The organism is Actinoplanes sp. NPDC051513 (genome assembly GCF_044454685.1).
Taxonomy (GTDB): Bacteria; Actinomycetota; Actinomycetes; order Mycobacteriales; family Micromonosporaceae; genus Actinoplanes.
In genome coordinates, this window is record NZ_JBITDW010000015.1 from 54,965 (window position 1) to 80,116 (window position 25,152).

A 25,152-nucleotide genomic window follows, 5' to 3' on the forward strand; every position below is an offset into this window, starting at 1 on the left:
GCCCGTCTTCACCTGTCACATCGGCGAGTTGACGGTTGCTGATGAGATCCGGCCGGTCGCATTGCGGGTGCAGCCGAACGGCTACAAAGCAACGGCCGGGACAGGCACGTCAGGTGCCTGTCCCGGCCGCCAGCCGGTCTGGTGGTGCTTTATCTACTAGCGCTTCATGCTGACGAGCTCCTGGAGCAGCTCGTCGGAGGTGGTGATGATGCGGGAGTTGGCCTGGAAGCCACGCTGGGCGATGACCAGGTTGGTGAACTCCTGCGCGAGGTCGACGTTCGACATCTCCAGCGCGCCGCTGATCACCTGGCCCATGCCGGCGCTGCCCGGCTGGCCGACCTGGGCGTAGCCCGAGTTGACCGTGGAGCGGTACATCGAGTCACCGGTCTTCTCGAGGCCGTTGACGTTCTTGAAGGTCGCCATGCCGACCTGCCCGAGCACCTGCTTGAGGCCGTTGCTGTAGACGCCGACGATCTGGCCGGTGTCGGAGACCGTGTACGACAGCGAGGTCAGCGCGCCGGCCGCCTGCCCGTCGGTGTCGAACACCCGGGCGTCGCTCAGGCCCGAGTACATCGTCATGTCGGTGATGTCGACGGTGTACGTGTCCGAGCCGTTCGTCAGCGGGATCGTCGCCTTGCCCTGGGTCACGAGGCTGGAGTCGGGCTTGCCGTTGGTGAACGTGATCGGCTGGAAGGTGTCGACCACGGCTCCGGATTCGTCGAGCAGATCGGCGGTCCAGTCGTTCTCGGTGGCCGCCGACGAGTAGTCCCGGCTCCACTTCACGGTGACGGTGTGGGTGGCGCCCTGGGCGTCGTAGACCTTCACCGGGATCGTCGTCGAGTACGTCGTGACCGTTGTGTCGGTGCTCTTGTCGCTGGTCAGGTTGCCCTTGAGCGTGATGCCCGTCGTCGCCGCGGGCGGAATCGTGCTGCCCAGCGGCATCTGGATGTCGCCCGGCTTGCCGGCCGCGTTGACCACGCCGTCGACGGCGGTCCAGCCCTGCACCGTGTCGCCGGTCGCCGTGACCAGCTTCCCGTTGGCGTCGAACGAGAACGACCCGGCCCGGGTGTACAGGTCCTCGTTACCGCTTCGCGTGATGAAGAAGCCGTCACCCTGGATCATCATGTCGCCGGATCGGCCGGTGGTCTCCTGCGAGCCCTGTGCCCAGTTGGACAGGATGCCGGCGTTGCGCACACCGAGGCCGACCTGCGCCGGGTTCGTACCGCCCTGACCGTTCTGCGGGGCGCCGGCGGCGCCCATCATCTGGCTGAGTGTGTCCTGGAACTGCACGGTGCTGGCCTTGTAGCCGACGGTGTTGACGTTGGCGATGTTGTTGCCGGTGACGTCCATCAACTGCTGGTGCGCGTGCAGGCCGCTGATGCCGGAGTAGAGAGAACGCAGCATGGAGAGGTCTTCCTTTGCGGAGAGGGAACAGGGTCAGGGAGTCGGGTCGACCTTCTTGTCGTCCGACTGCGGCGCCGTCGAACCGGGGGTACCGGTCGCCGGGGCCGGCGATTGGACTTCCATGACCTTGGACAGCGGCACATCCGTGTTCCCGATCCGAAGAGTCGGTTCGCTGTCTCCGTTGAGCTTGGCGGCCGATATGACACCCGACTGGCGGGCGCCGTTCTCGTCCATGTACGTCACGCTGTGCCCGACCAGCCCGCTCGCGCCGAGCAGTCGCTGCGACTTGAGCATGTCGGCGATGTCGCCGAGCTTCTCGACCTGGGTGAACTGGGCGGTCTGCGCCAGGAACTGGGTCGAGTCGGCCGGGTTGCTGGGATCCTGGTACTTCAGCTGGGCCACGAGCAGTTTGAGGAAGGTGTCCTTGTCCCCGAGATCCTTGCTCTTGTCCGAGATGCTCTTGGAAGACGAGGCGCTGCTCGCTCCCGACGTACCGGAGATTCCCGAGGTCGGCGAGGTCATGACTTCTCCTGTCCGTTTGCTTGCTCGACCTAAGCTTCGACCGCCCCCGGATTTTGCTTAGGCCAGAAAAATCGCGGGCCCGCCGTGGCGGGCCCGCGATACTCTCTTCGATGCGCTCGGTCAGGGCGCGAGGGACAGGCTGAACTTTCCCTTGCCGTACCGGTTGACCTCGACGCTGAGGTCGACCCGGCGGCCCAGCGCCATCAGGTGCGCCCGGGCGTCCGCGGGCAGCGGGTCGCCGGGGTACACCACCTGGTACAGCTTGATGTGCGGACTCCCCTCGCGGTTGAGCAGGCTCGTCAGGACGTTGCACAGCTCGAAGACGTTCTCGGCGAGGTTCGGGAACAGCTGCTTCTCGTCGATGCTGTCCTCGGCCGCGCCGGCCGGCAGCAGACCCAGCGCCGCGCCTGCGTTGGCCGCCAGCGGGAGGTCCATGCCGAGCACGCCGTAGACCTTCTGCGAGGTGTCGGTGAAAATCGCGACCGTGGACGTGGCGATCTCCTCCGCGGAGATCGGATCGCCGGGGCTGACGGTCACCTCTCGGCCGAGCAGGTCCTCAAAGAGGTTGCGAACGGCCAAAGTGCCAGGAAGAACCGAGACATCGGACATGTCGTAATCATCCCAAAATAGGAGCGAGGACCTCGTCGAATCGCTCAGCTGAGAACGGCTTGACGATGAAAAAGAGCGCGCCGGCGGCCTGAGCCTGATCTTTCATCTCGGGCGTGCTCTCCGAGGTCACGAAACCGAACTTGACGTCGCTGCCCGACGCGCGCAGCTGCCGCAGCACTTCGATGCCGGTCATCTCGGGCATGTTCCAGTCCGAGAGGACCAGATCGGGGTTCTCCGACTTGGCCATGTCGAACGCTTCCCGCCCGTTCGAGGCCTCGATCAGATCGTGATCACCGAAACCTGCCTGCCGCAGGGTGCGGACCACGATCTGCCGCATGACCCGGCTGTCGTCGGCGATGAGAATCTTCATGCGCCTACCTCCTCGTTTCTCTCCGCGCGGCTCTGCCACATGGAAATGGACACCGGTTCGCCGTCCCAGATGCCGTAGACGCCGCTGATCCGCTCGGTGTTCGGGAACCGGGCGATGGATTCGGGCGCCAGGACCACCTGGGGCAGGGAGAGAAAGGCGCCGGGCGGCAGCATCGCCTTCACGTTGCCGCCGACGATGTTCGCGAGCTCGCCCAGCACATCGGAGAGGTCATCCTGACTGACCTCGTCCGCCTCCGTCGCAAGGAAGGCGGCGGCGGCGCGACGGGCAGCCTCGGTGGAGGACGCGACGACGATGTATCCGGTCCAGGAACCGGTGATGGAGACCGAGGAGTGCACCTCGGAGGGCTGGTTCTCGTCGTATGTGGGGATCAGCGGGTTGAGGCCCTCGGGATCCAGGTACGACTCCCAGACCTGTTCCACCATCTCGGCGAGGTCGTTCTCAGTGACCTCGACTTCGACGCTCATGAGTTCGCTCCGGTCGGGACGAGGCCCAGCAGGGCCAGTTTTTCGATCATGGCGCCCTCCGTGAAGGGCTTGATCACGTACTCGTGGGCGCCCGCGGCGAGCGCCCGTACGATCTGGCTCTGTTCGCTCTCGGTGGTGACCATCACCAGCGTCATCTCACGCAGACGCGGATCGGCCCGGACGTTGGTGACGAACTCGAGCCCGTTCATGTTGGGCATGTTCCAGTCGATGAGGGCCAGGTCCGGCACCTCCGGCATGTCGGCGAGCAGGTCGAGCGCCTCCTGGCCGTCGCCTGCTTCCACCGCATCGAAATCCAGCTTGGTGACAATGCGCTTGAGGATCATGCGCATCGCGCGGGAGTCGTCGATCACCATGGCGCGCATCGCAGCGTCATCCCCTTCTCGTGGCGCCCGCGGGCACCCCGGTACGTACTCGGTAGGCGGAGGTGCGGCCGGCGGCCACCCGCTCGTAGTTGTCGTCGATCCCGATGGTCGTCTCGGCGGCGCCGAGGAAGAGCCAGCCGTCGGGGCGGAGCAGCTTGGCCACGTTCTGCAGCACGGTCCGCTTGGTCGCGACGTCGAAATAGATCAGGACGTTGCGCATGAAGATGACATCGAACGGCTGCATGGCCGGCAGCGGCGCGGTCAGGTTCATCAGCTTGAACGAGACGTTCTTGCGCAGCTGCGAGGTGATCCGCCAGTGCGCGCCGGCCCGCTCGAAGTACTGCACGAGCTGGCTGGCCGGCAGGCCGCGGTTGACCTCGACCTGGCTGTACTCGGCCGTCTCGGCCCGCTTCACCATCACGGTGGATATGTCGGTGCCCACGATCTCGTACGACCAGCCGGCCGGCAGCGCTTCCTGCAGGGTGATGGCGAGGCTGTAGGCCTCCTGGCCGCTGGAGCTCGCGCCCGACCAGAACCGGACCTTGCGGGTCGCCGAGCGTGCCTTGATCAGCTCGGGCAGCACCACGTCGGTGAGCGCGGCGAACGGCTCCCGGTCGCGGAACCACGAGGTCTCGTTGGTGGTCAGCGCGTCGATGATCTTGCGCTGGTTCGCCGGGTCGGGTCGGCGCTGGAGCTCGGCGAGGAACTCGTTGACGTTGGCCGCGCCCACCGCGCGAGCCACCGGGATCAGCCGGGCCTCGACCAGGTATTCCTTGCCGGGCGCCAGGACGATCGAGGCTTCCTTGCGGACGAGCGTCGAAACGAAGGCGAACTCGGTCTGGGAAAGTGTCATCGGGCCACCGCCGCCGAGCGTCCGGTCTTCACCCGGTTGACCAGAAAGGCCGAGATCCGGTCCAGCGGCAGGATCTCGTCGGCCAGGCCGGCGCCGACCACGGCTCCCGGCATGCCCCAGACCACCGAGGTGGCCTCATCCTGGGCCAGTATCTCGGCACCTGCGTCTCTCAGCACCTTCGCACCACCTCGTCCATCTTGTCCCATTCCGGTCAATACCGTGGCAAATGCCGATGCCCCGTAGAGGGCCGCGACCGACCGGAACATCACGTCCACGGCGGGGCGGCAGGAGTTCTCCGGGGGCGCGCCGCTGAGCTGAGTCAGCGTCGCCGTGCCCCGGCGATGCAGCACGAGGTGCGAGTCGCCGGGAGCGATGTAGGCCCAGCCGGGCGTCAGATCCATCCCGTCGGTTGCCTCGACCACGTGCAGGGGGGTGCTGCGGTCCAGCCGCTCGGCGAACATCCGGGTGAAGACCGGCGGCATGTGCTGGGTGATCACGACCGGCACCGGCAGGTCGGACGGCAGTCCGGTCAGCACCTTCGTGAGCGCGTCCGGTCCTCCGGTGGAGGAACCGATCGCGAGAATGTCGACCTTGCCGCCGGCGGTGGCGCGCTTGACCGGCCGGGGCCCGGCGCCGGGCGGGGCGGCGGGGGCGAACCCCGGGCGGCCGGGACCCGACGGTGGCAGGCCGGCCCGGGGCGGGGCCGCGGACGGCCGCGCGGGACGGGCCGGCGCCGCACCGGGCCGGCTGGGCGCCGGACCGGGCGATGGGCCGGGCGCGCCGGTGGGCCGGCGCCGGCCGCCGAGCGCGTGGATCTTCGGAACCAGCTGCTCGCGGACCGCCGCGATCGACTCGTTCACCGAGCCGACGTTGCTCGGCTTGGTGACGTAGTCGGTCGCGCCGGCCGCCAGCGCCTCCAGGGTGGCGCTCGCGCCGGCCGCGGAGAGCGTGCTGAACATGATCACCGGGATCTGTTTGTGCCGCTTGCGCAGCTCCTTGACCGCGGCGATGCCGTCCATCTGCGGCATCTCGATGTCCATCGTGATCACGTCAGGCTTGAGCTGATCGATTTTCGCCTGGGCGAGCAGGCCGTTGGAGGCCGTGCCGACGACCTCGATGTTCTCGGCACCCCCGAGGGCGTCGACGATGAGCCGACGGACCACCACGGAGTCGTCTACGACGAGGACCGAAATCATCCGACCATCCCCTTCACCCGAGCCACGCGGGGCCCAGAGCCGCGACCACCGGTGCGAGCAGCCGATGCGCGGTGGAAGTGTCCAAGAGGTCACGGACCACCAGCGCCTGCACGGCACCGCTGAGCATGTTCCAGACGCCGCCGGCCCGGTCGGCCAGCGGAATGTCGGCCGTGTCCACGGCCTGTACCAACAGCATCTGCGCCGCGGCGGCGGTGCGGACGCGATCCGAGAGATACGCGGCCCAGGAGGCCGAGTGCACGGCCGGCGACCAGCCGCCGGCGTTGCGCCGTGCGTCCTCCGCCGAGGACGCCAGCCGATCGAGGTCCATCGACCGCAACGAGCGCAGCCGGTCCAGCAGGGCCGACACCACGTAGTGGTGCGGGCCCAGGTCGACGGGCGCGCCGACCGGCAGCTTGCGCATGGCCGACACCCAGCCGGCGCCGAGGCGCCGGCGTGAGTCGTCGTCCAGCACCTCACGCAGGTAGCTGGCCACCGCCGCGTCGCACAGAAGGGCCGTGGCGCCCGCCGCCGACTCGCTCTGCTGCGCGTCGCGGCCCGTTCCGGTCCAGGTCCACGACATGACGTCGTAGCGCAGGCAGGTGAGCAGCGCGTCGACCGAGCCGATCGGCGCCCGCTCGACCAGCGCCAGGCTGCCCGCCGGGTCTTCCTTCGACATGCCCTTGAGCGACGGCATCCGGCGTGCCGCGCTCTCCACCTCGACCCACAGCGGCCCGCGGACGTCCTCGTCCGGCAGTCGCTCGGCGAGCACCGGCAGGTCGGCGCTCTGCAACCGCAGACCGCGCAGCACCACCTCGGCCGTGGCCGACCCGCCGGTGAGGCGGGTCAGGTCGAAGCCGAGGACCGGGGCGCTGACGAGGCTGTACATCAGGTGGTGGCGCGGTATGTGTCGACGGCCTGGTTGACGTCGAGCGCCAGCATCAACCGCCCGTCCAGCTTGAAGGTGCCCACCACGAGCTCGCGGGTCGGGCCGCTGAGCGTGTCCGGCGGCGGTTCGAAACTCTCGTCGTCCAGGTCGACCACCTCGCCGATCTTGTCGACCAGCAGGCTGACCGGCTCGCCGTCGCCGCGCAGGATCACGTTCATGACCGGGCCCTGCAGCGCCTTGCGCGCCATGCCCAGCTGTACCCGCAGGTCCACCGCCGCGATCACCTGACCACGCAGGTTGAACAGCCCACCCACCGCCGGTGGCGCGAGCGGCACCGGGGTGTACTCGTTGTACGAGAGCACCTCCTGCACCGTGTGCACCTCGACGCCGAAGAGCTGGCCGGCCACCTCGAAGGTGGCGAACTGTCGGCTCGCCATTTAGGCCTCCACCAGCATCTCGTCGCTCTCCAGATCGGTATAGAAGTTCGGGTCGGCGGCGAGGATCGCCCGGCGCACGTCGAGCAGCTCGGTCACCCGTTGCTGGATGACCGCGGTGCCGACCAGGCCGTCCTCCTCGGCGTCGCGGCGCGCCGTGGTCGAGTTCTCGGCGATGTCGACGATCCGGTCCACCACCAGCGCCACGCTCCGTCCGCCCTCGCTGTAGACGACCACCGACACGGTGTCGCCCTCCGGCTCCTCGCCGTACGCCCCGAGCAGGTGCGACAGCCGCACCAGCGGGAGAATCTGCCCGCGGTACTGGACGACCTCGCGGGAGCCGGCGTGCTCGATCCGGTCGCGCGGGAACTCCTCCAGCCGGGTGACCGTGTCCAGCGGGATCGCGACTCGCCGCTCGCCGACCGCGGTGACCAGCAGCCGCTCGCCGTTGCCGCTGCCCGCGTTCGCCCGGGACGAGGCGTCCAGTCCCTTCCGATCGGCGTCGGCGGCCAGGTGACTGCGCCGGGCGAGCGAGGAGACGTCCAGGATCAGGCCGACCTTGCCGTCGCCGAGGATGGTGGCGCCCGCGTACAGGCCAATGTCCTTGAATCTGCTGTTGAGGGCCTTGACGACGACCTCTTCGGTGTTCAGCACCCGGTCCACGACCAGGCCGAACCGCCGGCCGTCGGCCTGCAGCACCATGATGTAGACCCCCTGGTCGCCGCCGACCTCGAGGCCGAGCGCCCGGTCCAGTCGCACCAGCGGGAGCAGCTTGCCGCGCAGGCGATAGACGGGCGCACCCGAGGCGTACTCGATCTTGGTGGAACTTCCGTCGATGAAGACCAGTTCCAAGACCGCGACCTGAGGTACGACGTAGCGCTGCTCGCCGCAATCGACCGTCAGCGCCTGGATGATGGCCAGAGTCAGCGGAATCGTGAGCCGCCAGACCGTGCCCTCGTTGGGCGTCGAGTCGACGCTGACCGCGCCGCCGATGTTCTCGATGTTGGTCTTCACCACGTCCATGCCCACGCCGCGGCCGGACACGTTGGTGACCTTGGCAGCGGTGGAGAAGCCCGGCTGGAAGACCATGGCCATGATGTCGCGCTTGTCCATGTTCGGGATCTGATCCGCTCGGAGCAGCCCGTTCTCGACCGCCTTCTGCGCGATCCGCTCCACGTTGAGCCCGGCGCCGTCGTCGGCCACCTCGACCGCGACGTGACCGCCCTCGTGGTACGCGCGCAGTGTCAGCGTGCCCTCGGGACCTTTGCCGGCCGCCGTACGCCGCTCGGGTTCCTCGATGCCGTGGTCGACCGCGTTGCGCACCAGGTGGGTCAGCGGGTCCTTGACCGCCTCGAGCAGGCTTCGGTCGAGCTCGGTCTCCTTGCCCTCCATGACCAGCTGGACCTGCTTGCCGAGCGAGTTGCTCAGGTCCCGGATGACTCGGGGCAGCTTCGACCAGATGTGCTCGATGGGCTGCATCCGGGTCTTCATGATGCCCTCTTGCAGCTCACTGGTGATCATGCCGAGCCGCTGGGCGCTGCGCACCAGTGTCGCGTCGCCGATCTCCATCACGCCACGTACCAGCTGGTTACGGGCCAGCACCAGCTCGCCGACCATGTTCAGCAGGGTGTCCAGCAGGTCGACGTCGACGCGGATCGCGCTGTCGGCGATGCTCCGCTTCGGAGTCTGCGCCGACAGCGCCTCGCTGACCGCGGCCGGCTTGGCCTTGCCCTGGTCGAGCAGGATCGTGCCGAGCTTGCGCTCGTCGCCCTCGATCTGCTGCGCGAGGGCCGAGCCGACGTCGGCCGCCTGGGCCGCGCCTTGCTCGACGAGGATCTCGCCGATCGGCTTGCGCTGGTTCTCGACCGGGTCGGGCGCCGGGCGCTGGGCCTTCTCGACGGACTCGGGGGCCGGCTCGGCCTCGGCCGCGGGTGCTTCGGCCGCGGGTGCCTCCGCTGCCGGCGCTTGCGCTACCGGAGCCTCGGCCGTCGCAGTCTCGGCCGCCGGAGTCTCGGCCGGGGGCGCCTCGCCCGCCTTCATCTGGGCGTTGACCTGCGCGATGATGCTGTCGATGTCGACGTCGGCCTCGGCCTGAGTCTCCTCGATGGAGGAGAGGATCGAGCGCACACCATCGATCGTCGCCAGAAGTGTGGTGATCGTGGCCGGGGTAACCGGCATAACGCCGTCTCGCAGCTTCGACAGCAGCGACTCGCCCGCATGGGCGAGCTTCTCGAGGCGACTGAACGCCAGGAAGCCGCTGGTGCCCTTGATCGTGTGGATCGCCCGAAAGATGCGGGAGATCAGGTCGCGCGAGTTCGGCTCCTGCTCGAGAGCGACCAGGTCGCGGTCGATCTGGTCCAGGTTCTCGTGGCTCTCCAAGAGGAATTCGCCGACGATTTCACCAAGGTCTTCCACCTACGTACCTCCAACTCGGCTTCCACAGCTCTCATCGACGGGAGCGCCCGTTTGCTGAGAACACCTGTGACCAAGACGACGGAAATCAGGACTCGCCGCCGGGCCGGCGGTAGCGGTAGCCGAATCCGCGGACGGACTCGATGGGTGACTCGTCGGGATCGGACCAGCCGAGCTTGCGGCGCAGCCGCAGGACGGCGAACTTCACCCGTTCCTGACCGATGCCGGTGGGGTCGTCCCAGGCCTGGGTCAGAAGCTGGTTGGGGGACAGCACCGCACCGGCGTGCCGGACCAGGGCGTTGAGCAGACGGAACTCGGTAGGGGTCAGCCGTTTCTCGTCACCCTTGACGTAGACCCGGCGCTTGGTCGGGTCGAGGTGCACCAGCCCGTCGTCGTACACCTGGCTGGCCCAGCTGTTCTGCCCGCTGGAGGACCGCCGGAGCAGCGCCTCGACCCGCGCCAGCAGCTCGTTGTTGGCGAACGGCTTGGTGAGGTAGTCGTCGGCGCCGCCGCGCAGGCCGCGCACCTTCTCGGCCTCCTGGCCGTGTGCGGTGAGCACGAGCACCGGGACGTCCGAGACGTCGCGGAGCCGCTCGAGCACCTGCCAGCCGTCCATCTCGGGCAGGCCGACGTCGAGCACGACCAGGTCGGGGTGCTCGGCGTACGCCTCCTTGAGACCGGTGCGCCCGTCGCCGGCGTGCGCCACCTCGTAGCCCGCCCGGCTGAACAGCAGCCGCAGGGCGAGCGCGATGTCCGGGTCGTCCTCGACGACGAGAAGGCGACTCATCGTTTGCTCACCCTGCCCCCAACCCCTCGCTCACGCCCAGGTTCAGTCAGGCCGAGGCGGGCGAATTAACCGCGCAAAAGCCACGATAGCGTGATGTCACATCCTATTTACGGACAGTGACAGTCTAGCGAGCTATTTGCCGCGTGGGGGCGGTCCGCACGGAAACGGAACCGGGAACGAAGAGGCCGTTGGGGCGGGTGCGCCGGGCCATCCCACCAGCCTGACACTTTTGCGTACGCCAATGCCGTTTTCGGGCAAAAAAGGGACGTACGTCTGAGAAACGGGTGCGATATCCCTGGAGGGCGATAAGGTTCGCCCCCGGACACCGGAGGCCATTCCCGTGCTACGACGTCTCGCCCTGCTCACGGCCGCACCCGCGTTGCTGCTGCTGATCAGCTCGCCGGCGCGTGCGGGAGTGCCGGCGCCGCCGCTTCCGCCGGACGCCCCCGCCGGCGCCGTCACCCCCGCCGAGCTGATGTCCGAGGTGGTCACCATGACCAACCAGCGACGGCACGCGAACGGGTGCGACCAGCTCGCGGTCGACCAGGAGCTGACGGTCGCGTCGATCCGCCAGAGCGTGTACATGGCCCGGACCGGCCTGTTCAGCCACGTCTGGCGGGACGGCACCACCTTCGTGGCCCGCTCGCACGCGGCCGGGTACGCCCAGCCGTCCGGCGAGAACATCGCGTGGGGCTACCGCACCGCGACCGAGGTGATGGACGCCTGGATGGCGAGCCCGGGCCACCGCGAGAACATCCTGAACTGCGGCGCCCACTCGATCGGCACCGGCGTCGCCTACGGCCCGAACGGTCTCGCCTACTACACCCAGGTCTTCGGCTGGGACTGAGCTAAGGGAGCTAGAGGGCGCAGTTGATCAGAACCGGCTCGGGGTGCAGTTCGATGCCGAACCGGTCCCGCACGCCGTCGCGGATGACCCGGGCGAGGTCCAGCAGGGCGGACGTTGTCCCGGCGCCGCGGTTGGTCAGGGCGAGGGTGTGCTTCGCCGAGATCGAGACGCCGTCGCCGGCGAAGCCCTTGGGGAAGCCCGCGTGCTCGATCAGCCAGGCCGCCGGGATCTTGACCGAGCCGTCCTCGCCCGGCCAGTGCGGGGTCTGCGAAAGGCCCAGCTCGGACCAGCGCGACGCGGAGACCACGGGATTGGTGAAGAACGAGCCCACCGACCAGGTGTCCTTGTCGTCGGGGTCGAGCACCATGCCCTTGCCGGCCCGCAGCTTCAGCACGGTGTCGCGGGCCTGGCGCAACGGCGCCCGGTCGCCGGCCTCGGCGCCCAGGCTGCGGGCCAGCTCGGCGTAGCGGATCGGCGCCGAGTCGCCGCTGACCGCGAGCCGGAAGTCGACGTGGGTCACCAGGAAGCGCTCGTTGTGCTTGAAGACGCTCGACCGGTAGGCGAACGCGCACTCGGCCGGGGACATCGCCCGGATCGAGTCGTGCTGCCGGTCGTACGCGTGGACCGCCACGATGGTGTGGGCGACCTCCTGACCGTAGGCGCCCACGTTCTGGATCGGGGTGGCGCCGGTCGACCCGGGGATGCCCGACAGACACTCGATGCCGGACCAGCCGTTCGTCACGGCGTACTCGACGAAGTCGTCCCAGAGCTCGCCCGCGGCAACCCGCACCACCACACTCTCGGCCCGCGTTCCCCCGTCCGACCACCCCGCCGCCGCCCTTGACCGGGCTGAAGACTCGATTACCTCGATACCCCGCGTGCGCAGCAGCAGCACCTCGCCGGCGAAACCGGCATCGCCGACAACCACGTTGCTGCCGCCGGCGAGGATGAACAGTGGGCTTCCCTTCGCGTGCGCGTTACGCACGGTAGCGACCGCTTCGTCGGTTTCGGCGGCCACCGTCAGGGTGCCGGCGGGCCCGCCGAGGCGTAGCGTCGTGTACATCCCGAGTGCCTCGTTACCCAAGGGGGGAGGCGCGGGTGTGTCGAGTTGGCGTTCGCGACTAACGTCAGGCACGACGTTCACCCTAGGCTCAGGGGTCCAAGGCACCTCATCGGCGGTCCGGTGGAGTGGAGAGAAGCGCGATGAACAGGCTGCACGCGACAAAGGACTTCTGGCTCGCGGCGTTGCGGGCCGACAGCCCCGCGTTGCAGGACGCGGTGGCACAGGCCGGGCCCGGCGCCACGGTGCCACCCTGCCCCGACTGGACCTGCGCCGACCTGGTCGAGCACGTGACCACCTTGCTGCACTGGGTGCGCGAGACGGTCCCGCGGGGCACCACCGGCCCGCCGACCACCCGCCCCGACCGCGAGGGCGACGCTCCGCAGTGGGAACAGGCGCTCGACGAGCTACGCCGCGAGCTCACCGGCACGATCGAGACGCTCGAGGCGGTCGAGGCCGACTTCCCGGCGTGGAACTGGGCGCCGCAGAGCAAACAGGCCGCCTTCTGGCACCGGCGCATGGCCCACGAGATCTCGATCCACCGCTGGGACGCCGAGGCCGCGGCCGGCCGCCCCACCCCGATCGAGACCAAGCTGGCGGCCGACGGGATCGGCGAGGTGCTCGACACCTGGCTGCCGGCCGGCAAGCGCAAGGGCCCCACCGACCTGCACGGCGTGGTGCACCTGGTGGCCTCCGACGCCGGGCACGAGTGGTTCGTACGGCTGCGCGGCCCCGGCGTGGCGCTGCTCGACACCGGCACGATCCTCGACTCCGACGACCATCACGCCCGCGCCCAGGCGACCGGCTCGGCGAGCGACCTGCTGCTCGCGCTGATGGGCCGCCAGCGGATCGATCGCCTGGTCGTGACCGGTGATCCTCGGCTGATCGGCGCCCTGCGGACGGGCTGACCCGTTTAAATTCGTCTTACCGGCACGTCGCGGGGACGTTTCCGCCCCTATGATTAACCGGTTAAGTTCGGGACACACCAGGAAGCGGGGAACGCATGACGGCAACCGTCACGTCCACGTCGGCGCAGCCGGCCCTCGCCGGGATCACCTTCCCCGACGGCTTCGTCTGGGGCGCGGCCACCGCGTCGTACCAGATCGAGGGCGCGGCGCGGGAGGATGGTCGCGGCCCGTCCATCTGGGACACCTTCAGCCGTACGCCGGGAAAGGTCTACGCCGGGCACACCGGCGACGTGGCCTGCGATCACTACCACCGTTACGTCGACGACGTGGCGATCATGGCGGATCTCGGCCTCGCGTCCTACCGGTTCTCGGTCGCCTGGCCGCGGATCCAGCCCGACGGCACCGGCCCGGTGAACGTCAAGGGCCTGGACTTCTACGACCGGCTCACCGACGAACTGCTCGGCAAGGGCATCGACCCGGTGGTCACGCTGTACCACTGGGACCTGCCGCAGACACTCGAGGATCTGGGCGGCTGGACCAACCGGCTGACCGCCGAGGCCTTCGCCGAGTACGCGCAGATCGTCCACGCCCGGCTCGGCGACCGCGTCGCCACGTGGACCACGCTCAACGAGCCGTGGTGCTCGGCCTACCTCGGGTACGCCAGCGGCCGGCACGCCCCGGGCCGCCAGGAGCCGGGCGCCGCGTTCGCCGCGGTGCACCACCTGCTGCTCGGCCACGGGCTGGCGGCACGCGCGCTCAAGGACGCGGGCGCGCGCACGCTCAGCATCACGCTCAACCCGTCGGTCGCCTTCCCGGTCGACCCCGAGAGCGCGGCCGACCGCGAGGCCGTCCGGATCATCGACGGGCTGTCCAACCGGATGTTCCTCGACCCTTTGCTCAAGGGTCAGTACCCGGCGGACATGCTCGCCCACATGGCCCGGTTCACCGACCTGTCCTACATCCAGGACGGCGACCTGAAGGCCATCAACGCCCCGATCGACGTGCTGGGGATCAACTTCTACCAGCCGTCGTACGTGTCGGCGAAGCCCGGAACGCCCGCGGCGCCCGACCAGCCCGGCAGCGAGGGGATCGCGTACCGCGACCCGGACGGCCCCGTGACCGACATGAACTGGCTGATCGAGCCGTCCGGCCTGACCCGCCTGCTCAAGCGGATCCACGACGACTACGACGGCATCCCCATGCTGATCACCGAAAACGGCGCGGCGTACCCCGAGGTGCCGGGCGACGACGGTGCGGTGCACGACACCCGCCGCGTCCAGTACCTCGACGGCCACCTGCGAGCCTGCCATGATGCCTTGGCGGCGGGCGTCGATCTGCGCGGATACTTCGTCTGGTCGCTGATGGACAACTTCGAGTGGGCCGAGGGGTACGCGAAGCGCTTCGGGATCGTGCACGTCGACTACGCGACGCAGCAGCGGGTCCTCAAGGACAGCGCGAGGTGGTACCGGGGGGTGATCCGCCGCAACGGCATCGCCGACCCGGGAGAGAGCGAGGGGTGACCTGGTGGTGACGCGGGAGCGGCCGACCCTGGAAGCGGTGGCGCGACGCGCCGGAGTATCCAGGGCGACCGTCTCCCGCGTCGTCAACGGCTCGACATCGGTGGCCGCCTCGATCCGCGAGGCGGTCAACCGGGCCGTCGAGGAGCTCGGCTACGTTCCCAACCAGGCCGCCCGGAGCCTGGTCACCCAGCGCACCGAGTCGATCGCGTTGATCCTGCCGGAAACGGCGAACCGGGTCTTCTCCGACGACCTCTTCTTCCCGGCGATCATCCGCGGCGTGGGCGGCGAGCTCGAGGCCGCCGACAAGCAGCTGGTGCTGATGATGGCCGGCTCCGCCAAGAGCCACGACCGGGTCGAGCGGTACGCGGTGGCCGGTCACGTGGACGGCGTCATGTTCGCCTCCATGCACGGCGCCGACCCGCTCCCCGGCACCCTCGTGCGGCTCGGCATCCCCGTGGTGTGCAGCGGCCGCCCGATCGGCGAGGCCGCCGTCCCCTACGTCGACGTCGACCACTTCGGCGGCGTCTGCTCGGCGGTGCGCCACCTCGTCACCTCCGGCCGCCGCCGGATCGCCACCATCGCCGGCCCGCAGGACATGGTGGCCGGCATCGACCGGCTCGCCGGCTACCGCGCCACCCTCGAGGAGGCCGGCCTAGCCCAGCACGTGGCGATCGGCGACTTCACCCGCGAGTCGGGCATCGTGGCGATGCGCTCGCTGCTCGCCGACGACCCGCAGCTGGACGCGGTCTTCGTGGCCTCCGACATGATGGCCCACGGCGCGCTGATCGCGCTCAAGGACGCGGGCCGCCGGGTGCCGTCCGACGTCGCGGTGGTCGGCTTCGACGATTTCGAGATCAGCCGGTACAGCGAGCCGCCGCTGACCACCGTGCGGCAGCCGATCGTCGAGATGGGCCGAACGATGGCCCGCCAGCTGCTGGGCCTGATCAACGGCGAGCCCCACCAGGCCGACGCCGTGGTCCTCCCGACCGAACTGGTGATCCGAGAGTCGGCCTGACCCTCTCCCAGCCCTCTTGCTGGCCGTTGTTGCCGCGCTCAGGTCGGGCGAAGTGGCCTTGTCAGCGCCCGGGTTGGCCCGGGGCCTCGACGCGGGTGCCGACCTCCGCCAAGGGCTGGCCCAGCGCCGTGCGGGCCAGCAGCGTCGCGCCGGTCACGGCGGCCGGCATGAGCAGCACCGCGCCGAGCGGGATCAGGAAGCAGCAGAAGACGGCCACGCCGAAACCGAGCGCGAGCGGACGGTTGGCACGCAACGCGATCCGGCGGTCGGCCAGCCGCTTGCCGCGCCGCTGGAACGGGACGCCGGTCAGCTCGACCGCGAGCAGCCAGCCGCCGATCAGCGCGCCGATCACCGGGATCACGGTCTGCCCGACCAGCGGCAGGAAGCCGAGCAGGAACAACGGGATGCCGATCAGGATCGACAGCCCGATCAGCCGGAGCGAGTCGACCAGGCTGCGGCCCAGCGACCGCCAGAAACCGACCTCGACCTCGCCGGGCACTCCGCCGAAGCGGTCCTCGACGAGCTCGGAGATGCGCTCGTAGAACGGGTCGCCGATGAGCAGGGTCACCGCGGTGAAGGTGAGGATGCCGAGCAGCGCGGACACGCCGAGCAGCCCGGCGCCGCCGAGCACCCGCGTGAGATCGCGCCAGCCCCCGGACCAGTCGTCGGCGAACCAGGTGACGCCCCGGGACAGCTGCGGGAGGAAGTCGATCAGCGCGATCAGGGCGGCGCCGTACAGGATGCCGGTGATCACGGCGGGCAGCAGGCCGAGTCCGAGCAGCTTGGGGCTGCGCAGGATGAGGCCCAGCCCACGGGCCAGCAGGGAGGCGCCGAACAGGAACTGGCGAACTACGCTCACGACCCGGCAGCTTAGAGCCTCCCCGCTAACCGGTGGAGGGCGCGGCGCTCGGATCCGCTGATGGCGAGTCCGTGCCGCTCGGGGTCACGGAGATCTCGGTGGGCGTGGGGACCGGCGGGTCGATGAGGGTCGGCAGCGGGGACGCCGACGACTCGACCGGTACCGAGGACGCCGCCCCCGCGGTGGGCGACGGGGCCGCGGAGGGCGCCGTGGCGACCGGCGGGACGACCGCGCTGGGCCCCGGTGGGCGGGGCGAGTACTGCACCTCGGTCAGCGGCTGCGAGCCGGCCCGCCGTGGGGCGGTCCCGATTCCGCCGTTCCCGGCGCCGGCGCCGAGTCCTCCGGTGCCGGCCGGCGCGCCGACGTGGGCCGGCTTGCGCGCCGGGGTCGCCAGCGTCCAGCCGACGGCCACCGAGACCGGCAGGCCCAGCGCCACGAGTCCGAAAAAGATGGTTTTAGGGGATAACCGCACGTGGAGAACACCGGACAAGCATGCCCAAAGGTTACGGGGAGTTGAGAAACGAAGAAATTCGCTCCCGGAGCTCTGCCCGATTTGTCCAGAGAACGGCCGGGCGGTCGTACACGTGAAGGTTGGCTTCTGGCAGCAGCGACGCCAACCGCTCGGCCCAGCCCACCGGATGCACCTCGTCGCCCAGGCAGCCGATCACCAGCGCCCGGCCCGGGAAGGCGCGCAGCGCCGACAGATCGGCCACCGCCGGCTCGTGCCACAGCGTGGTCAGTTCGGCCGCCAGGCCGTCCCGCTGCAGCTGCTCGACCCGCTGGCGCAGGTAGCTCCAGCCCGTCGGCGTGTTGCGCACCGAGGCGGGCAGCTCGTATTCCACGGCGGCGGCGATCGACGCGGCCTCCCCCGATTCCACCGCGGCCAGCAGGCGCTCGACCCGGACCTCGGCGGCGGCCGGACGGGTGCCATCGAGCGGCGCCGGCAGATAGCAGACCACCCGCTCGAACCTGTCGGGCGTCTGGCTCAGCACCCGGCACAGCGCTCCGGCGCCCATGCTCACGCCCAGCGCCCGAGTGGCGCCGGCCCGGTCGGCCACGGCGCGCAGATCTTCGGCGAGGTCACCGAACGTCCAGGGACCCACCGGCGCGTCGGAACGGCCGTGACCGCGGAAGTGGAAGAAGACCCGCCGGCCGGAGACCGCGCTGCCCAGCGGGCGGGTGCCGGCGATGTCGCCGCCGAGGCCGTGCGCGAAGACCGTGACCGGCTCGCCCACGCCGGTGACCAACTGCTCGAGGCGCACCCCCGACGGAGTGGAGATCAGCTCGGTGGACGGGCCGGGCAGCGTGGGACGACCCGAGCGCGGGCCGGTCGGCTCGCGGCGTTGCACGCGGGGCCCACCGTCGGGCGGCGGCGGACCGAACCGCCTCACCAGAAGCCTTTGCCGTCCGACAGGTCTTTGAGCCCGGGACGGACGTCGAGCAGGTAGACCAGGGCGGCGCCGATGCCGATCAGGCTGAAGATGCCGATCGCGCCGCTCACCAGCAGCGTCAGCACGATGCAGACGGCCAGGATCGCCGCCCAGGCACCCTTGGGCAGGGTGCCGATGGCCTGGAACCCGTCGCCCCGCTGGGTCAGGCAGTGGATCAGAGCGACCGCCTGTACGACGAGCGAAAGAATCAGGATGAGCAGCTCGACGTAGTTCTGCACATCGATGTAGAAGATCGGCGCGGAAGAGGCCATGACGGAAAGTCTATGCCGCAGGCCCCAGCGGCTGCCGGGGCCTGCGGATCACGATTGACGCTTACTCGGCGGCCGGCTTGGCGGCGCGCTTGCGAGGCTTCGGGGCCGGGGCGGCCTCGACGGCCTTCGGCGCGTCGGTGGTCTCGATGTCGGCGTTCACCACGTCAGCGGTGGTGACGACACCGGAGCCGACAACCTTCTCGCCGCGGGCGACCAGGGCAGTGTACGCCGCGACGGTGCGCTCCTGGGCCAGCTGGGCGATGGAGGTCGCCACGCTCGCCGCGTTGCCGCGGAGGGCGTCGAAGTCGGTGGTCTGCGCCTTCTCGCGGAGCTCGGTGGCCTTGGCGTTGGCCTGCTCGTTGTAGGTGCGCAGCGACGCCGCGGCCTTCTCGCTGAGCACGGTCACCGCGGCCGGCAGCTTGCGCAGCTGCTGGTACGCCAGGTCACCGGCGCCGGCGGCGGCGTAGAGCGGGGCGGGGAATCGGGTCTTGGTCTGCTCGGTCATTTTGTCTCCTCGGCTTTTTCGGTCTCGGGCTCGCGCCGGGCGCTCTCGTTGCGGAACGTCTCGTAGATCTGCGACAGCGACTGCTTCTGGGAGATCGTGAGGTCGGGGTCGACCGCGATCGCGGCCAGCACCCCCTGTTGACCCTCGCCGTCCAGCAAACCCGCACGCAGGTACATCGCGGGGGTGGAAACCCGCAGCGCGCTGGCGATCTGCTGCAACACCTCGGCGCTCGGCTTGCGAAGGCCACGCTCGATCTGGCTCAGATACGGATTGCTCACGCCCGCCTTGTCGGCGAGCTGGCGCAGCGAAATCTTCGCGTTCTCCCGCAGGTCACGGATGAAGCTTCCGATGTCCTGCGGCAGATCTTTGGGCGTGGCCATGCATCCGAAGGTAGCTCGGGGTGCTAGCTGTTGCAAGCAGAATGCTAACTCTAGCTAGCGTGAAACAGCTCACCGCACCGCGCGGACCTCGCCCACCGGCTCGCCGCCGCCCAGGATCAGCTCCGCCGGCACGGGCGCCTCGACACCGAGCCGGCGCAGCTCGTCGAGCAGCACCGGCGTACGCGCCCGCTGTCCCCCGTCCTCGACCTTGATGGCGACCGCGCCGACGCCGGGCACGGCCGCCGCCACGACGCCCTCGGCCCCACCCTTGGCGAGCAGCCCCGGCACCGCGCCCATCAGCACCGTGTCATCGCCGCCGGTTCCCGCCACCAGCTGGGGGTGGGCCCGCATCTCGTCGGCGACCCGGCGCTCGTGCGTCCCCGGCGCCGCCTCGACCAGGCGGGCGAACGCGCGGGCCAGCCCGGTCAGCGAGAACGCGTGCGTCGGCGCGCCGCAGCCGTCCACCCCGATCGCGGCGATCGGCTCGCCGGCCAGCTCGGACACCGCCTCGGTGATCGCCGCCTGCAGCGGGTGCCCCGGGTCGAGGTACGACTCCAGCGGCCAGCCGTTCGCCACGCAGGTCGCGAGCATCCCGGCGTGCTTGCCGGAGCAGTTCATCAGGATCGGCTCGGGGCCGCCCTGCCGGCGCAGCCAGTCGTCGCGCACCTGGGTCGAGAGCGGGAACGCGGCGGGGCAGCGCAGAGCGGCCGGCTCGAGGCCCGCCGCCTCCAGGATGTCCCGCACCCTGCGCACGTGCAGCGGCTCGCCGTAGTGGCTGCCGCCGATCAGGGCCAGGTCGGACTCGTCGCGCGGCGCCAAGCCGGCCCGCAGCATGCCGACCGCCTGGAGCGGCTTCAGCGACGATCGGGGAAAGATCGGCCTGGTCACGTCGCCGCGGGAGTCGCCGCCGAGCACGGCCACCGAGCCGTGGTGCACGCTTTCGACGAAGCCCGAGCGCACCACCTCGGCGATGATCATCGAGCGGGAATGCCGAGCAGCTCGCGGGCCGCCGCCGCGGTGAGCGGCGGGCGCTGCGCGAGCTGGGCGAACCCGGCCGCGCGGGCCACGAGCTGCATGTTCGACTCGACCGGCTGGCCCTTGGCGTACGTGACGGTGTCTTCCATCCCGACGCGCAGGTGACCGCCGGCCGACAGCGAGGCCAGCATCACCGGGAGCGTGCTGCGGCCGATGCCGGTCGCCGAGAAGGTCGTGCCCTCGGGCAGGTCGCGGATGGCCTGCTCGCAGGCGGCCAGCGCGGCGGTCGTGCCCGGCATGCCGCCCGGCACGCCCATCACCAGGTCGACGTGCACGTGGCCGCCGGCTGGCAGGCCGTACTTGCCGAGCAGCCGCTGCAGCGTGGCGAGCTGGCCCAGATCGAAGATCTCGTACTCCGGCACGATGCCGCGCTCCTGCATGCGGGTGTGCAGGTCGACGATGAACTCCCACCGGTTCAGGAACACGCCGTCGCCGAAGTTGACCGTGCCCATCGTGCAGGAGGCCATCTCGGGGGCCGCGCCGAGCACGGCCAGCCGGTCGGATTCCGGGTCGGTCACCGCGCCGCCCGAGGAGAGCTGCACGATCAGATCGGTGGAGTCGCGCAGGGCGGCCACGGTGGCGCGCAGGCGGCCCTGGTCGAGGGTGGGCTCGGCGGCGGCGTCGCGGATGTGCACGTGGATGATCGAGGCGCCGAGCGCCTCGCACTCCTTGGCGGTCTGCACCAGCTCGTCGAGAGTGACGGGCAGGGCGGGCACGGCCGCCTTGCTGACTTCCGCACCGGTCGGAGCGACAGTGATCACGGTCCCGGTCATGGTGTGAACGGTAGTTCAGGCGGCGTCGATGGCCGCCACCGAGTCGCCGATTTTCAGGACGGCGTCGTCGGCGACGTTGCGCTTGATCACGGCCAGGGCGATCATGCCGAGCTCGTGGTGGCGCACCGCGGTGCCCACGAAGCCGACCTCGCGGTCGCCGCTCACGACCGGGGCGCCGTGGGCCGGGGGCTGGTCGGTGGTGATGCCGTCGAGGTGCAGCAGCACCAGGCGGCGGGGCGGGCGGCCCAGGTGGTGGACCCGGGCGACCGTCTCCTGGCCGCGGTAGCAGCCCTTGTCGAGGTGGACCGCGTTCTGGATGAACGACGCCTCGGCCGGGATCGTGCGGTGATCGGTCTCCCAGCCCAGGCGCGGGATGCGGTGCTCGACGCGGATCGCCTCGTAGGCCCACAGGCCCGCGAGCGGGACGCCGAGCTTCTCGATCACTTCGTGGCGCGACGAGCGCGGCACCAGCAGATCGACACCCAACGGCACGCGCCGAGCCAGGCCGCCTTCGAACTCCCGTACGGAATAGAGGCTTGTGGGTTGCGCGGGCACCGACCCGGCGGCGAACTTCGGACCCGGCACCGCACCCACCCGCGGCTCGGAAAGCTCGGGGAACAGATCGGCGGCGCCCGGGCCGACCAGCGACAGCACCGCGATCTCGGACGTCGCGTCGCGCGGCTCGACCTTGGTGAAGAACCGCATCATCTCGAGGTAGCGCAGGAGGCCTTTGCCAGCGCCCGGCTCGGTGTCCAGCCAGGCCGTCTCGCCGTCCTCGGTCACGTACGCGTGCTGCTCGACGTGCCCGTGTGGCGAGAGAACCAACAGCTCAGACCCCGACAGACCGGATAAATCGGTGAGATGTTGGGTGGTCAGCGTGTGCAACCACGACGCCCGCTCCTCGCCGGGCACGGCGATCACGTCGCGGTTCGAACGGTCGACCAGGCCGACCGCGGTGGCCAGGGTGCGCTGCTCCCGCATCGGGTCGCCGTAGTGTGCGGCCACCCCCGCGTCGGCGGACGAGGGATCGAGGTCCTCGACCATCACGACGGTCATCTCACAGCTCCTTGCAGTCCTCACACACGCCGAAGAGCGAGACATGGCCGACGTCGACCCGGAAGCCCCGCTCCGCGAGCAGCCGGTCGGTCACCGGCAGCATCACTGTCGGGTTTACCTCACTTATCGATCCACATCCACGGCAGACGAGGTGAACGTGCTGATCCTCACCCGCGGCGTGATAGGTCGGCGAGCCGTGCGACAGGTGGGTGTGGTTGACCAGACCCAGCTCCTCGAGCAGCTCGAGGGTGCGGTAGACGGTGGTGATGTTGACTCCGGCGACGCGCTCGCGCACCGCGGTGTGCACCTGCTCGGGCGTGGCGTGCCCGAGATCGTGCACCGCCTCGAGGATCAGCTGGCGCTGCGGGGTGAGCCGCAGCCCGCGCTCCCGGAGCATCTCGGCTAGCGATGTGGCGGACACCTCACCAGCATAGGCCGACGGTTACGCTCCGCCGGTGACCGACGATGTCCTGGTCTCCCCGGCCGAGCTCTTCGGCGACGGCGTCTTCGAGACCGTGCACCTGCGGCCGTCGGGGCCGTTCCTGCTGCCCGCCCATCTGACCCGGCTGGCCAGGTCGGCGGCGCTGCTCGATCTCGCGGTTCCCGATCTTGGGCGACTTGAAGCGTTTAGATCGGATATTTCGGAAAGCGCTCTGCGGATCATATTCACCCGCCGGTCACACCACGTCACGGTCGCGCCGATCCCGCCGGACGCGCTGCGCGAGCGACGCGACGGCGTGCGGGTGATCAGCGCCGGCCTCGGTTTCAAAGTCGGCGGCAAGCCGCCATGGTCGCTCTGGGAGGCCAAGACTTTGTCGTACGCGGAGAGCTTCGCGGCCCGCCGCTGGGCCCGCTCGCGCGGCGCCGACGATCTGCTGTGGCTCTCGACCGAGGGCTACGCGCTGGAGGCCCCGACCGCGTCCCTGGTCTGGCTGGCCGGCTCCGAGCTCTGCACGGTGCCACCCCGGGAAGCACAGATCCTGCCCGGCACCACCGCCGCCCATCTGCTCTCGCTGGCGCCGTCGGTCGGTCTGAGCCCGGCCTACCGCATGGTGACGATCGAGCAGCTACGCGGGGCGGACGCGATCTGGCTCGCTTCCGCCTTGCGCGGCTTGTCTTTCGTCAGACAGCTGGACGGCGCACCGCGCCGCCACTCCCGGTGGACGCCGATCTTGCTCGACCTGCTCGGGTACTAGCCGCCGATGCGCAGCAGGCGGGCCGACATGTGGTCGCGCAGCTCGCTGCCGTCCACCGACATGCCGTGCGCGTAGAGCAGCGCGCCGTCGACGATGCCGAACAGCCGGTGCCCGCCCGTCACGTGCAGGCCGGAAGGCGTGTACGCCACCGCGTCGGCCTCCATCTCGAGCCGGGTCGGGCCGATCGTCTTGCCGAGGTACAGCTCGGCCGTGCCCTCGGGCGTGATGAAGGTGGCCTCCATCTCGTCGCCGGGCCGCCCGTCGACCAGCACCGGCCGCCAGAAGCCCAACTCGACGACCCACTCGCCCGCCGGTTTCGACTCTTCGTCGAGCAACCACGACCGCGACTCGAAGCGCAGGAACGGCCGCCCGTCGTGGCTGATCCGCACCTCCTGCGCGAAGTTGTAGTCGTCGTCAGCCGGGAAGCCGCCCTGCCCGCGCCCGCGCCACAACCCGACGAACGGCAGCAACCCGAGCAGCGCAGGGTGCAGGTCGGCGCCTTGACGCAGGTCGTGCGTGTCCTCGTACGGGTAGTCGTCGACCGGCGGCGCGTTCAGCCAGGGCGGTGGGCCCAGCGGATTCTCTGCCGACTCAGCCTCGCCGCTCACCAACGCCCCCTCGAAATCCGAATGGCCAGATAGCCGAAGCCGCCCGCCAGCGCGCCCAACCCGGCGACCAGCAGGCTCACGAACCCGATCTCCGTAACCATGACCGGCCCATCTTATGCTGGCGCCCATGGCACGTTTACTGGTCGTCAAGGCAACCGCCGGCGCCGACGCTCCCGAGCGCTGTTCGCAGGCTTTCACGGTCGCGTCGACGGCCGCCGCGTCCGGCGTGGAGGTCAGCTTCTGGCTGACCGGCGAGTCGACGTGGTTCGCCCTGCCCGGCCGGGCCGCCGAGTTCGAGCTCCCGCACGCCGCGCCGCTGCCCGACCTGCTCGACCTCCTGCTGGCCAGCGGCAAGGTGACGGCCTGCACGCAGTGCGCCGCCCGCCGCGAGATCACCCCCGGAGACGTCCTCCCCGGCATCCGCATAGCCGGGGCCGCGGTCTTCGTCGAGGAGGTCACCACCGAGGGCGCACAGGCCCTGGTCTACTGACAGCCGGTGTTCACGCTGACGCGGAGCTTCTCCCCGTCCGACACCACAACGACAGACTCACTGCCTTTCGCGTACGCCCACACGCCGTCATCCGACCGCACGATCTCCGCGCCCCCGGCGGCCACTCGCAGGAGCGTCTGCCAGTTCCGCGGCTGCGGAACGTCCACGGTGTAGCTCCCCGCCACCCCGCCACCGGGACAGTCGACGGCCCGCACCTCCGGCGTCCCTTCACTTCCCAGCGCGTGGAGCACCGCGGTCATCTCGGCCGGCGTCGCCCCCGCCGCGGGGTCGCCCTTGTCGGCCCGCTCCACCGGCCCTGGCCGGCACCCGCTGGTGAGCCGCAGCGTGACCACCTTGGTCACGGCGTCCGCCGCCGAGTCGATCCCGATGAAGTTCCCAGCGTCGGCATGGATCCCGACCCTCGTGCCGCCCCTGGTGACCGCGACGCCCGCCCGATAGGCGCTCGGCAGCGCGTCGGCGATCCCCTCGAGCGCCGTCTCGGCCTCCCCTTGCCGCACGTAGACGGTGAGGTCGCGGGCGGCCATGTACCCATGCCGCACCGGCGTGATCCGGCAGTCCCCGATCAGCTCGAGTTTCCCGAGCACAACCACCTGCCCGCCCTTGCCGGCGGCCGCATAGACGACCCCCGCGGCCTGCTGCAGCTCGGGCACGGCCTCGGCGATGTCCCGTTGTTCCGGCACACTCGCCGGCGAGTGCCACACCGACCAGGTGCCCAGCACCGCCAGCACCACGATCCAGCCGGCGACGATCCCGAGAAACCACCACCGCCGCCGTCTCGGCCCCTCGGCCGCCGGCGGGGGCGGCGGCGCCGAACTGAGCTGCGGTCCCGTCACGGC

31 protein-coding genes and 1 pseudogene are annotated in these 25,152 nt (G+C 70.1%); 6 read left to right on the forward strand and 26 right to left on the reverse strand.

What is annotated here, in order from left to right:
- Positions 1–156: 156 nt before the first annotated feature.
- The 12 genes from ACIA5D_RS34765 to ACIA5D_RS34820 form a co-directional block, all read right to left on the reverse strand.
- Positions 157–1,404, reverse strand: coding sequence for a flagellar hook protein FlgE (locus ACIA5D_RS34765; protein WP_396034645.1), 1,248 nt, complete (start codon positions 1,402–1,404; stop codon positions 157–159).
- A gap of 33 nt (positions 1,405–1,437) precedes the next feature.
- Positions 1,438–1,926: a flagellar hook assembly protein FlgD gene (locus tag ACIA5D_RS34770; RefSeq protein WP_396034646.1), complete on the reverse strand. Its 489-nt coding sequence runs from the start codon at positions 1,924–1,926 to the stop codon at positions 1,438–1,440.
- Positions 1,927–2,046: 120 nt separating this feature from the next.
- Positions 2,047–2,535, reverse strand: coding sequence for a hypothetical protein (locus ACIA5D_RS34775; RefSeq protein ID WP_396034647.1), 489 nt, complete (start codon positions 2,533–2,535; stop codon positions 2,047–2,049).
- Between the two features lie 7 nt (positions 2,536–2,542).
- Positions 2,543–2,905, reverse strand: coding sequence for a response regulator (locus ACIA5D_RS34780; RefSeq protein WP_396034648.1), 363 nt, complete (start codon positions 2,903–2,905; stop codon positions 2,543–2,545).
- Positions 2,902–3,390, reverse strand: coding sequence for a chemotaxis protein CheX (locus ACIA5D_RS34785; RefSeq protein ID WP_396034649.1), 489 nt, complete (start codon positions 3,388–3,390; stop codon positions 2,902–2,904). Before ACIA5D_RS34785 ends, ACIA5D_RS34780 begins: the two co-directional genes overlap by 4 nt.
- The gene (locus tag ACIA5D_RS34790; protein ID WP_396034650.1) at positions 3,387–3,764 is read right to left on the reverse strand and encodes a response regulator; all 378 of its coding nucleotides are present in this window, start codon (positions 3,762–3,764) and stop codon (positions 3,387–3,389) included. The genes ACIA5D_RS34785 and ACIA5D_RS34790 overlap by 4 nt, the downstream gene beginning before the upstream one ends.
- A 16-nt stretch (positions 3,765–3,780) precedes the next feature.
- A complete protein-coding gene (locus ACIA5D_RS34795) occupies positions 3,781–4,626 on the reverse strand; it encodes a CheR family methyltransferase (protein ID WP_396034651.1) in 846 nt (281 codons plus the stop codon).
- Positions 4,623–5,822, reverse strand: a complete 1,200-nt coding sequence (locus tag ACIA5D_RS34800) for a chemotaxis response regulator protein-glutamate methylesterase (RefSeq protein ID WP_396034652.1) — start codon at positions 5,820–5,822, stop codon at positions 4,623–4,625. The genes ACIA5D_RS34795 and ACIA5D_RS34800 overlap by 4 nt, the downstream gene beginning before the upstream one ends.
- Positions 5,823–5,835: 13 nt before the next feature.
- Positions 5,836–6,708 (reverse strand): hypothetical protein, encoded by an 873-nt coding sequence (locus tag ACIA5D_RS34805; protein WP_396034653.1) that lies wholly within the window; start codon positions 6,706–6,708, stop codon positions 5,836–5,838.
- The gene (locus ACIA5D_RS34810; RefSeq protein ID WP_396034654.1) at positions 6,708–7,145 is read right to left on the reverse strand and encodes a chemotaxis protein CheW; all 438 of its coding nucleotides are present in this window, start codon (positions 7,143–7,145) and stop codon (positions 6,708–6,710) included. Before ACIA5D_RS34810 ends, ACIA5D_RS34805 begins: the two co-directional genes overlap by 1 nt.
- Positions 7,146–9,557: a chemotaxis protein CheW gene (locus ACIA5D_RS34815; RefSeq protein WP_396034655.1), complete on the reverse strand. Its 2,412-nt coding sequence runs from the start codon at positions 9,555–9,557 to the stop codon at positions 7,146–7,148. It lies immediately after the preceding gene.
- Positions 9,558–9,642: 85 nt separating this feature from the next.
- A complete protein-coding gene (locus ACIA5D_RS34820; protein ID WP_020513053.1) occupies positions 9,643–10,341 on the reverse strand; it encodes a response regulator transcription factor in 699 nt (232 codons plus the stop codon).
- 340 nt (positions 10,342–10,681) lie between these two features.
- Between ACIA5D_RS34820 and ACIA5D_RS34825 the strand changes: the two genes are divergently transcribed.
- Complete coding sequence (locus ACIA5D_RS34825) at positions 10,682–11,188, forward strand: CAP domain-containing protein (RefSeq protein ID WP_396034656.1); 507 nt, start codon at positions 10,682–10,684, stop codon at positions 11,186–11,188.
- Positions 11,189–11,198: 10 nt separating this feature from the next.
- On the opposite strand, the gene ACIA5D_RS34830 is transcribed toward ACIA5D_RS34825, so the two are convergent.
- Positions 11,199–12,251: a UDP-N-acetylmuramate dehydrogenase gene (locus tag ACIA5D_RS34830; RefSeq protein WP_396034657.1), complete on the reverse strand. Its 1,053-nt coding sequence runs from the start codon at positions 12,249–12,251 to the stop codon at positions 11,199–11,201.
- A 140-nt stretch (positions 12,252–12,391) separates the two neighbouring features.
- On the opposite strand from ACIA5D_RS34830, the gene ACIA5D_RS34835 reads away from it, so the two are divergent.
- The 3 genes from ACIA5D_RS34835 to ACIA5D_RS34845 all read left to right on the forward strand — a co-directional run bounded on the left by ACIA5D_RS34835 (position 12,392) and on the right by ACIA5D_RS34845 (position 15,691).
- Positions 12,392–13,156: a maleylpyruvate isomerase family mycothiol-dependent enzyme gene (locus ACIA5D_RS34835; protein ID WP_396034658.1), complete on the forward strand. Its 765-nt coding sequence runs from the start codon at positions 12,392–12,394 to the stop codon at positions 13,154–13,156.
- Positions 13,157–13,251: 95 nt separating this feature from the next.
- On the forward strand, positions 13,252–14,676 hold the full coding sequence (locus ACIA5D_RS34840; protein WP_396034659.1) for a GH1 family beta-glucosidase: 1,425 nt from the start codon (positions 13,252–13,254) through the stop codon (positions 14,674–14,676).
- 4 nt (positions 14,677–14,680) lie between these two features.
- The gene (locus ACIA5D_RS34845) at positions 14,681–15,691 is read left to right on the forward strand and encodes a LacI family DNA-binding transcriptional regulator (RefSeq protein WP_396034660.1); all 1,011 of its coding nucleotides are present in this window, start codon (positions 14,681–14,683) and stop codon (positions 15,689–15,691) included.
- Between the two features lie 61 nt (positions 15,692–15,752).
- Here ACIA5D_RS34845 and ACIA5D_RS34850 read toward each other — a convergent pair whose 3' ends face one another.
- The 10 genes and pseudogenes from ACIA5D_RS34850 to ACIA5D_RS34895 form a co-directional block, all read right to left on the reverse strand.
- The gene (locus ACIA5D_RS34850) at positions 15,753–16,550 is read right to left on the reverse strand and encodes an EI24 domain-containing protein (protein ID WP_396034661.1); all 798 of its coding nucleotides are present in this window, start codon (positions 16,548–16,550) and stop codon (positions 15,753–15,755) included.
- A gap of 25 nt (positions 16,551–16,575) precedes the next feature.
- Positions 16,576–16,986, reverse strand: a complete 411-nt coding sequence (locus tag ACIA5D_RS34855; protein WP_396034662.1) for a hypothetical protein — start codon at positions 16,984–16,986, stop codon at positions 16,576–16,578.
- A gap of 67 nt (positions 16,987–17,053) precedes the next feature.
- A complete protein-coding gene (locus ACIA5D_RS34860) occupies positions 17,054–17,941 on the reverse strand; it encodes an alpha/beta fold hydrolase (protein WP_396034663.1) in 888 nt (295 codons plus the stop codon).
- Positions 17,938–18,252, reverse strand: coding sequence for a DUF2516 family protein (locus ACIA5D_RS34865; RefSeq protein ID WP_396034664.1), 315 nt, complete (start codon positions 18,250–18,252; stop codon positions 17,938–17,940). The genes ACIA5D_RS34860 and ACIA5D_RS34865 overlap by 4 nt, the downstream gene beginning before the upstream one ends.
- Positions 18,253–18,313: 61 nt before the next feature.
- Positions 18,314–18,757: a hypothetical protein gene (locus ACIA5D_RS34870; protein ID WP_396034665.1), complete on the reverse strand. Its 444-nt coding sequence runs from the start codon at positions 18,755–18,757 to the stop codon at positions 18,314–18,316.
- Between the two features lie 8 nt (positions 18,758–18,765).
- Positions 18,766–19,137, reverse strand: a pseudogene (locus ACIA5D_RS34875) (helix-turn-helix domain-containing protein); the annotation flags it as partial.
- Between the two features lie 69 nt (positions 19,138–19,206).
- Positions 19,207–20,115, reverse strand: coding sequence for an asparaginase (locus ACIA5D_RS34880; RefSeq protein WP_396034666.1), 909 nt, complete (start codon positions 20,113–20,115; stop codon positions 19,207–19,209).
- Positions 20,112–20,945: a 3-keto-5-aminohexanoate cleavage protein gene (locus ACIA5D_RS34885; protein WP_396034667.1), complete on the reverse strand. Its 834-nt coding sequence runs from the start codon at positions 20,943–20,945 to the stop codon at positions 20,112–20,114. Before ACIA5D_RS34885 ends, ACIA5D_RS34880 begins: the two co-directional genes overlap by 4 nt.
- Before the next feature lie 15 nt (positions 20,946–20,960).
- The gene (locus ACIA5D_RS34890; protein WP_396034668.1) at positions 20,961–22,001 is read right to left on the reverse strand and encodes a YgfZ/GcvT domain-containing protein; all 1,041 of its coding nucleotides are present in this window, start codon (positions 21,999–22,001) and stop codon (positions 20,961–20,963) included.
- A 1-nt stretch (position 22,002) separates the two neighbouring features.
- Entirely contained in the window at positions 22,003–22,398 is a 396-nt protein-coding gene (locus tag ACIA5D_RS34895; protein ID WP_396034769.1) for a Fur family transcriptional regulator, read from the reverse strand.
- Positions 22,399–22,456: 58 nt separating this feature from the next.
- On the opposite strand from ACIA5D_RS34895, the gene ACIA5D_RS34900 reads away from it, so the two are divergent.
- Positions 22,457–23,197 (forward strand): aminotransferase class IV, encoded by a 741-nt coding sequence (locus tag ACIA5D_RS34900; protein ID WP_396034669.1) that lies wholly within the window; start codon positions 22,457–22,459, stop codon positions 23,195–23,197.
- Here the strand turns inward: ACIA5D_RS34900 and ACIA5D_RS34905 are convergent.
- Positions 23,194–23,805 carry an FABP family protein gene (locus tag ACIA5D_RS34905; protein WP_396034670.1) on the reverse strand — a complete coding sequence of 204 codons (612 nt, stop codon included), beginning with the start codon at positions 23,803–23,805 and terminating at the stop codon, positions 23,194–23,196. The genes ACIA5D_RS34900 and ACIA5D_RS34905 overlap by 4 nt on opposite strands.
- Positions 23,802–23,906 (reverse strand): small membrane protein MtfM, encoded by a 105-nt coding sequence (mtfM, locus tag ACIA5D_RS34910; protein WP_020513070.1) that lies wholly within the window; start codon positions 23,904–23,906, stop codon positions 23,802–23,804. The genes ACIA5D_RS34905 and mtfM overlap by 4 nt, the downstream gene beginning before the upstream one ends.
- A gap of 14 nt (positions 23,907–23,920) precedes the next feature.
- Here mtfM and ACIA5D_RS34915 point away from each other — a divergent pair, with 14 nt between their 5' ends.
- A complete protein-coding gene (locus ACIA5D_RS34915; protein ID WP_396034671.1) occupies positions 23,921–24,295 on the forward strand; it encodes a DsrE family protein in 375 nt (124 codons plus the stop codon).
- Here ACIA5D_RS34915 and ACIA5D_RS34920 read toward each other — a convergent pair.
- Complete coding sequence (locus ACIA5D_RS34920) at positions 24,289–25,149, reverse strand: hypothetical protein (RefSeq protein WP_396034672.1); 861 nt, start codon at positions 25,147–25,149, stop codon at positions 24,289–24,291. The genes ACIA5D_RS34915 and ACIA5D_RS34920 overlap by 7 nt on opposite strands.
- Between the last annotated feature and the right edge of the window lie 3 nt (positions 25,150–25,152).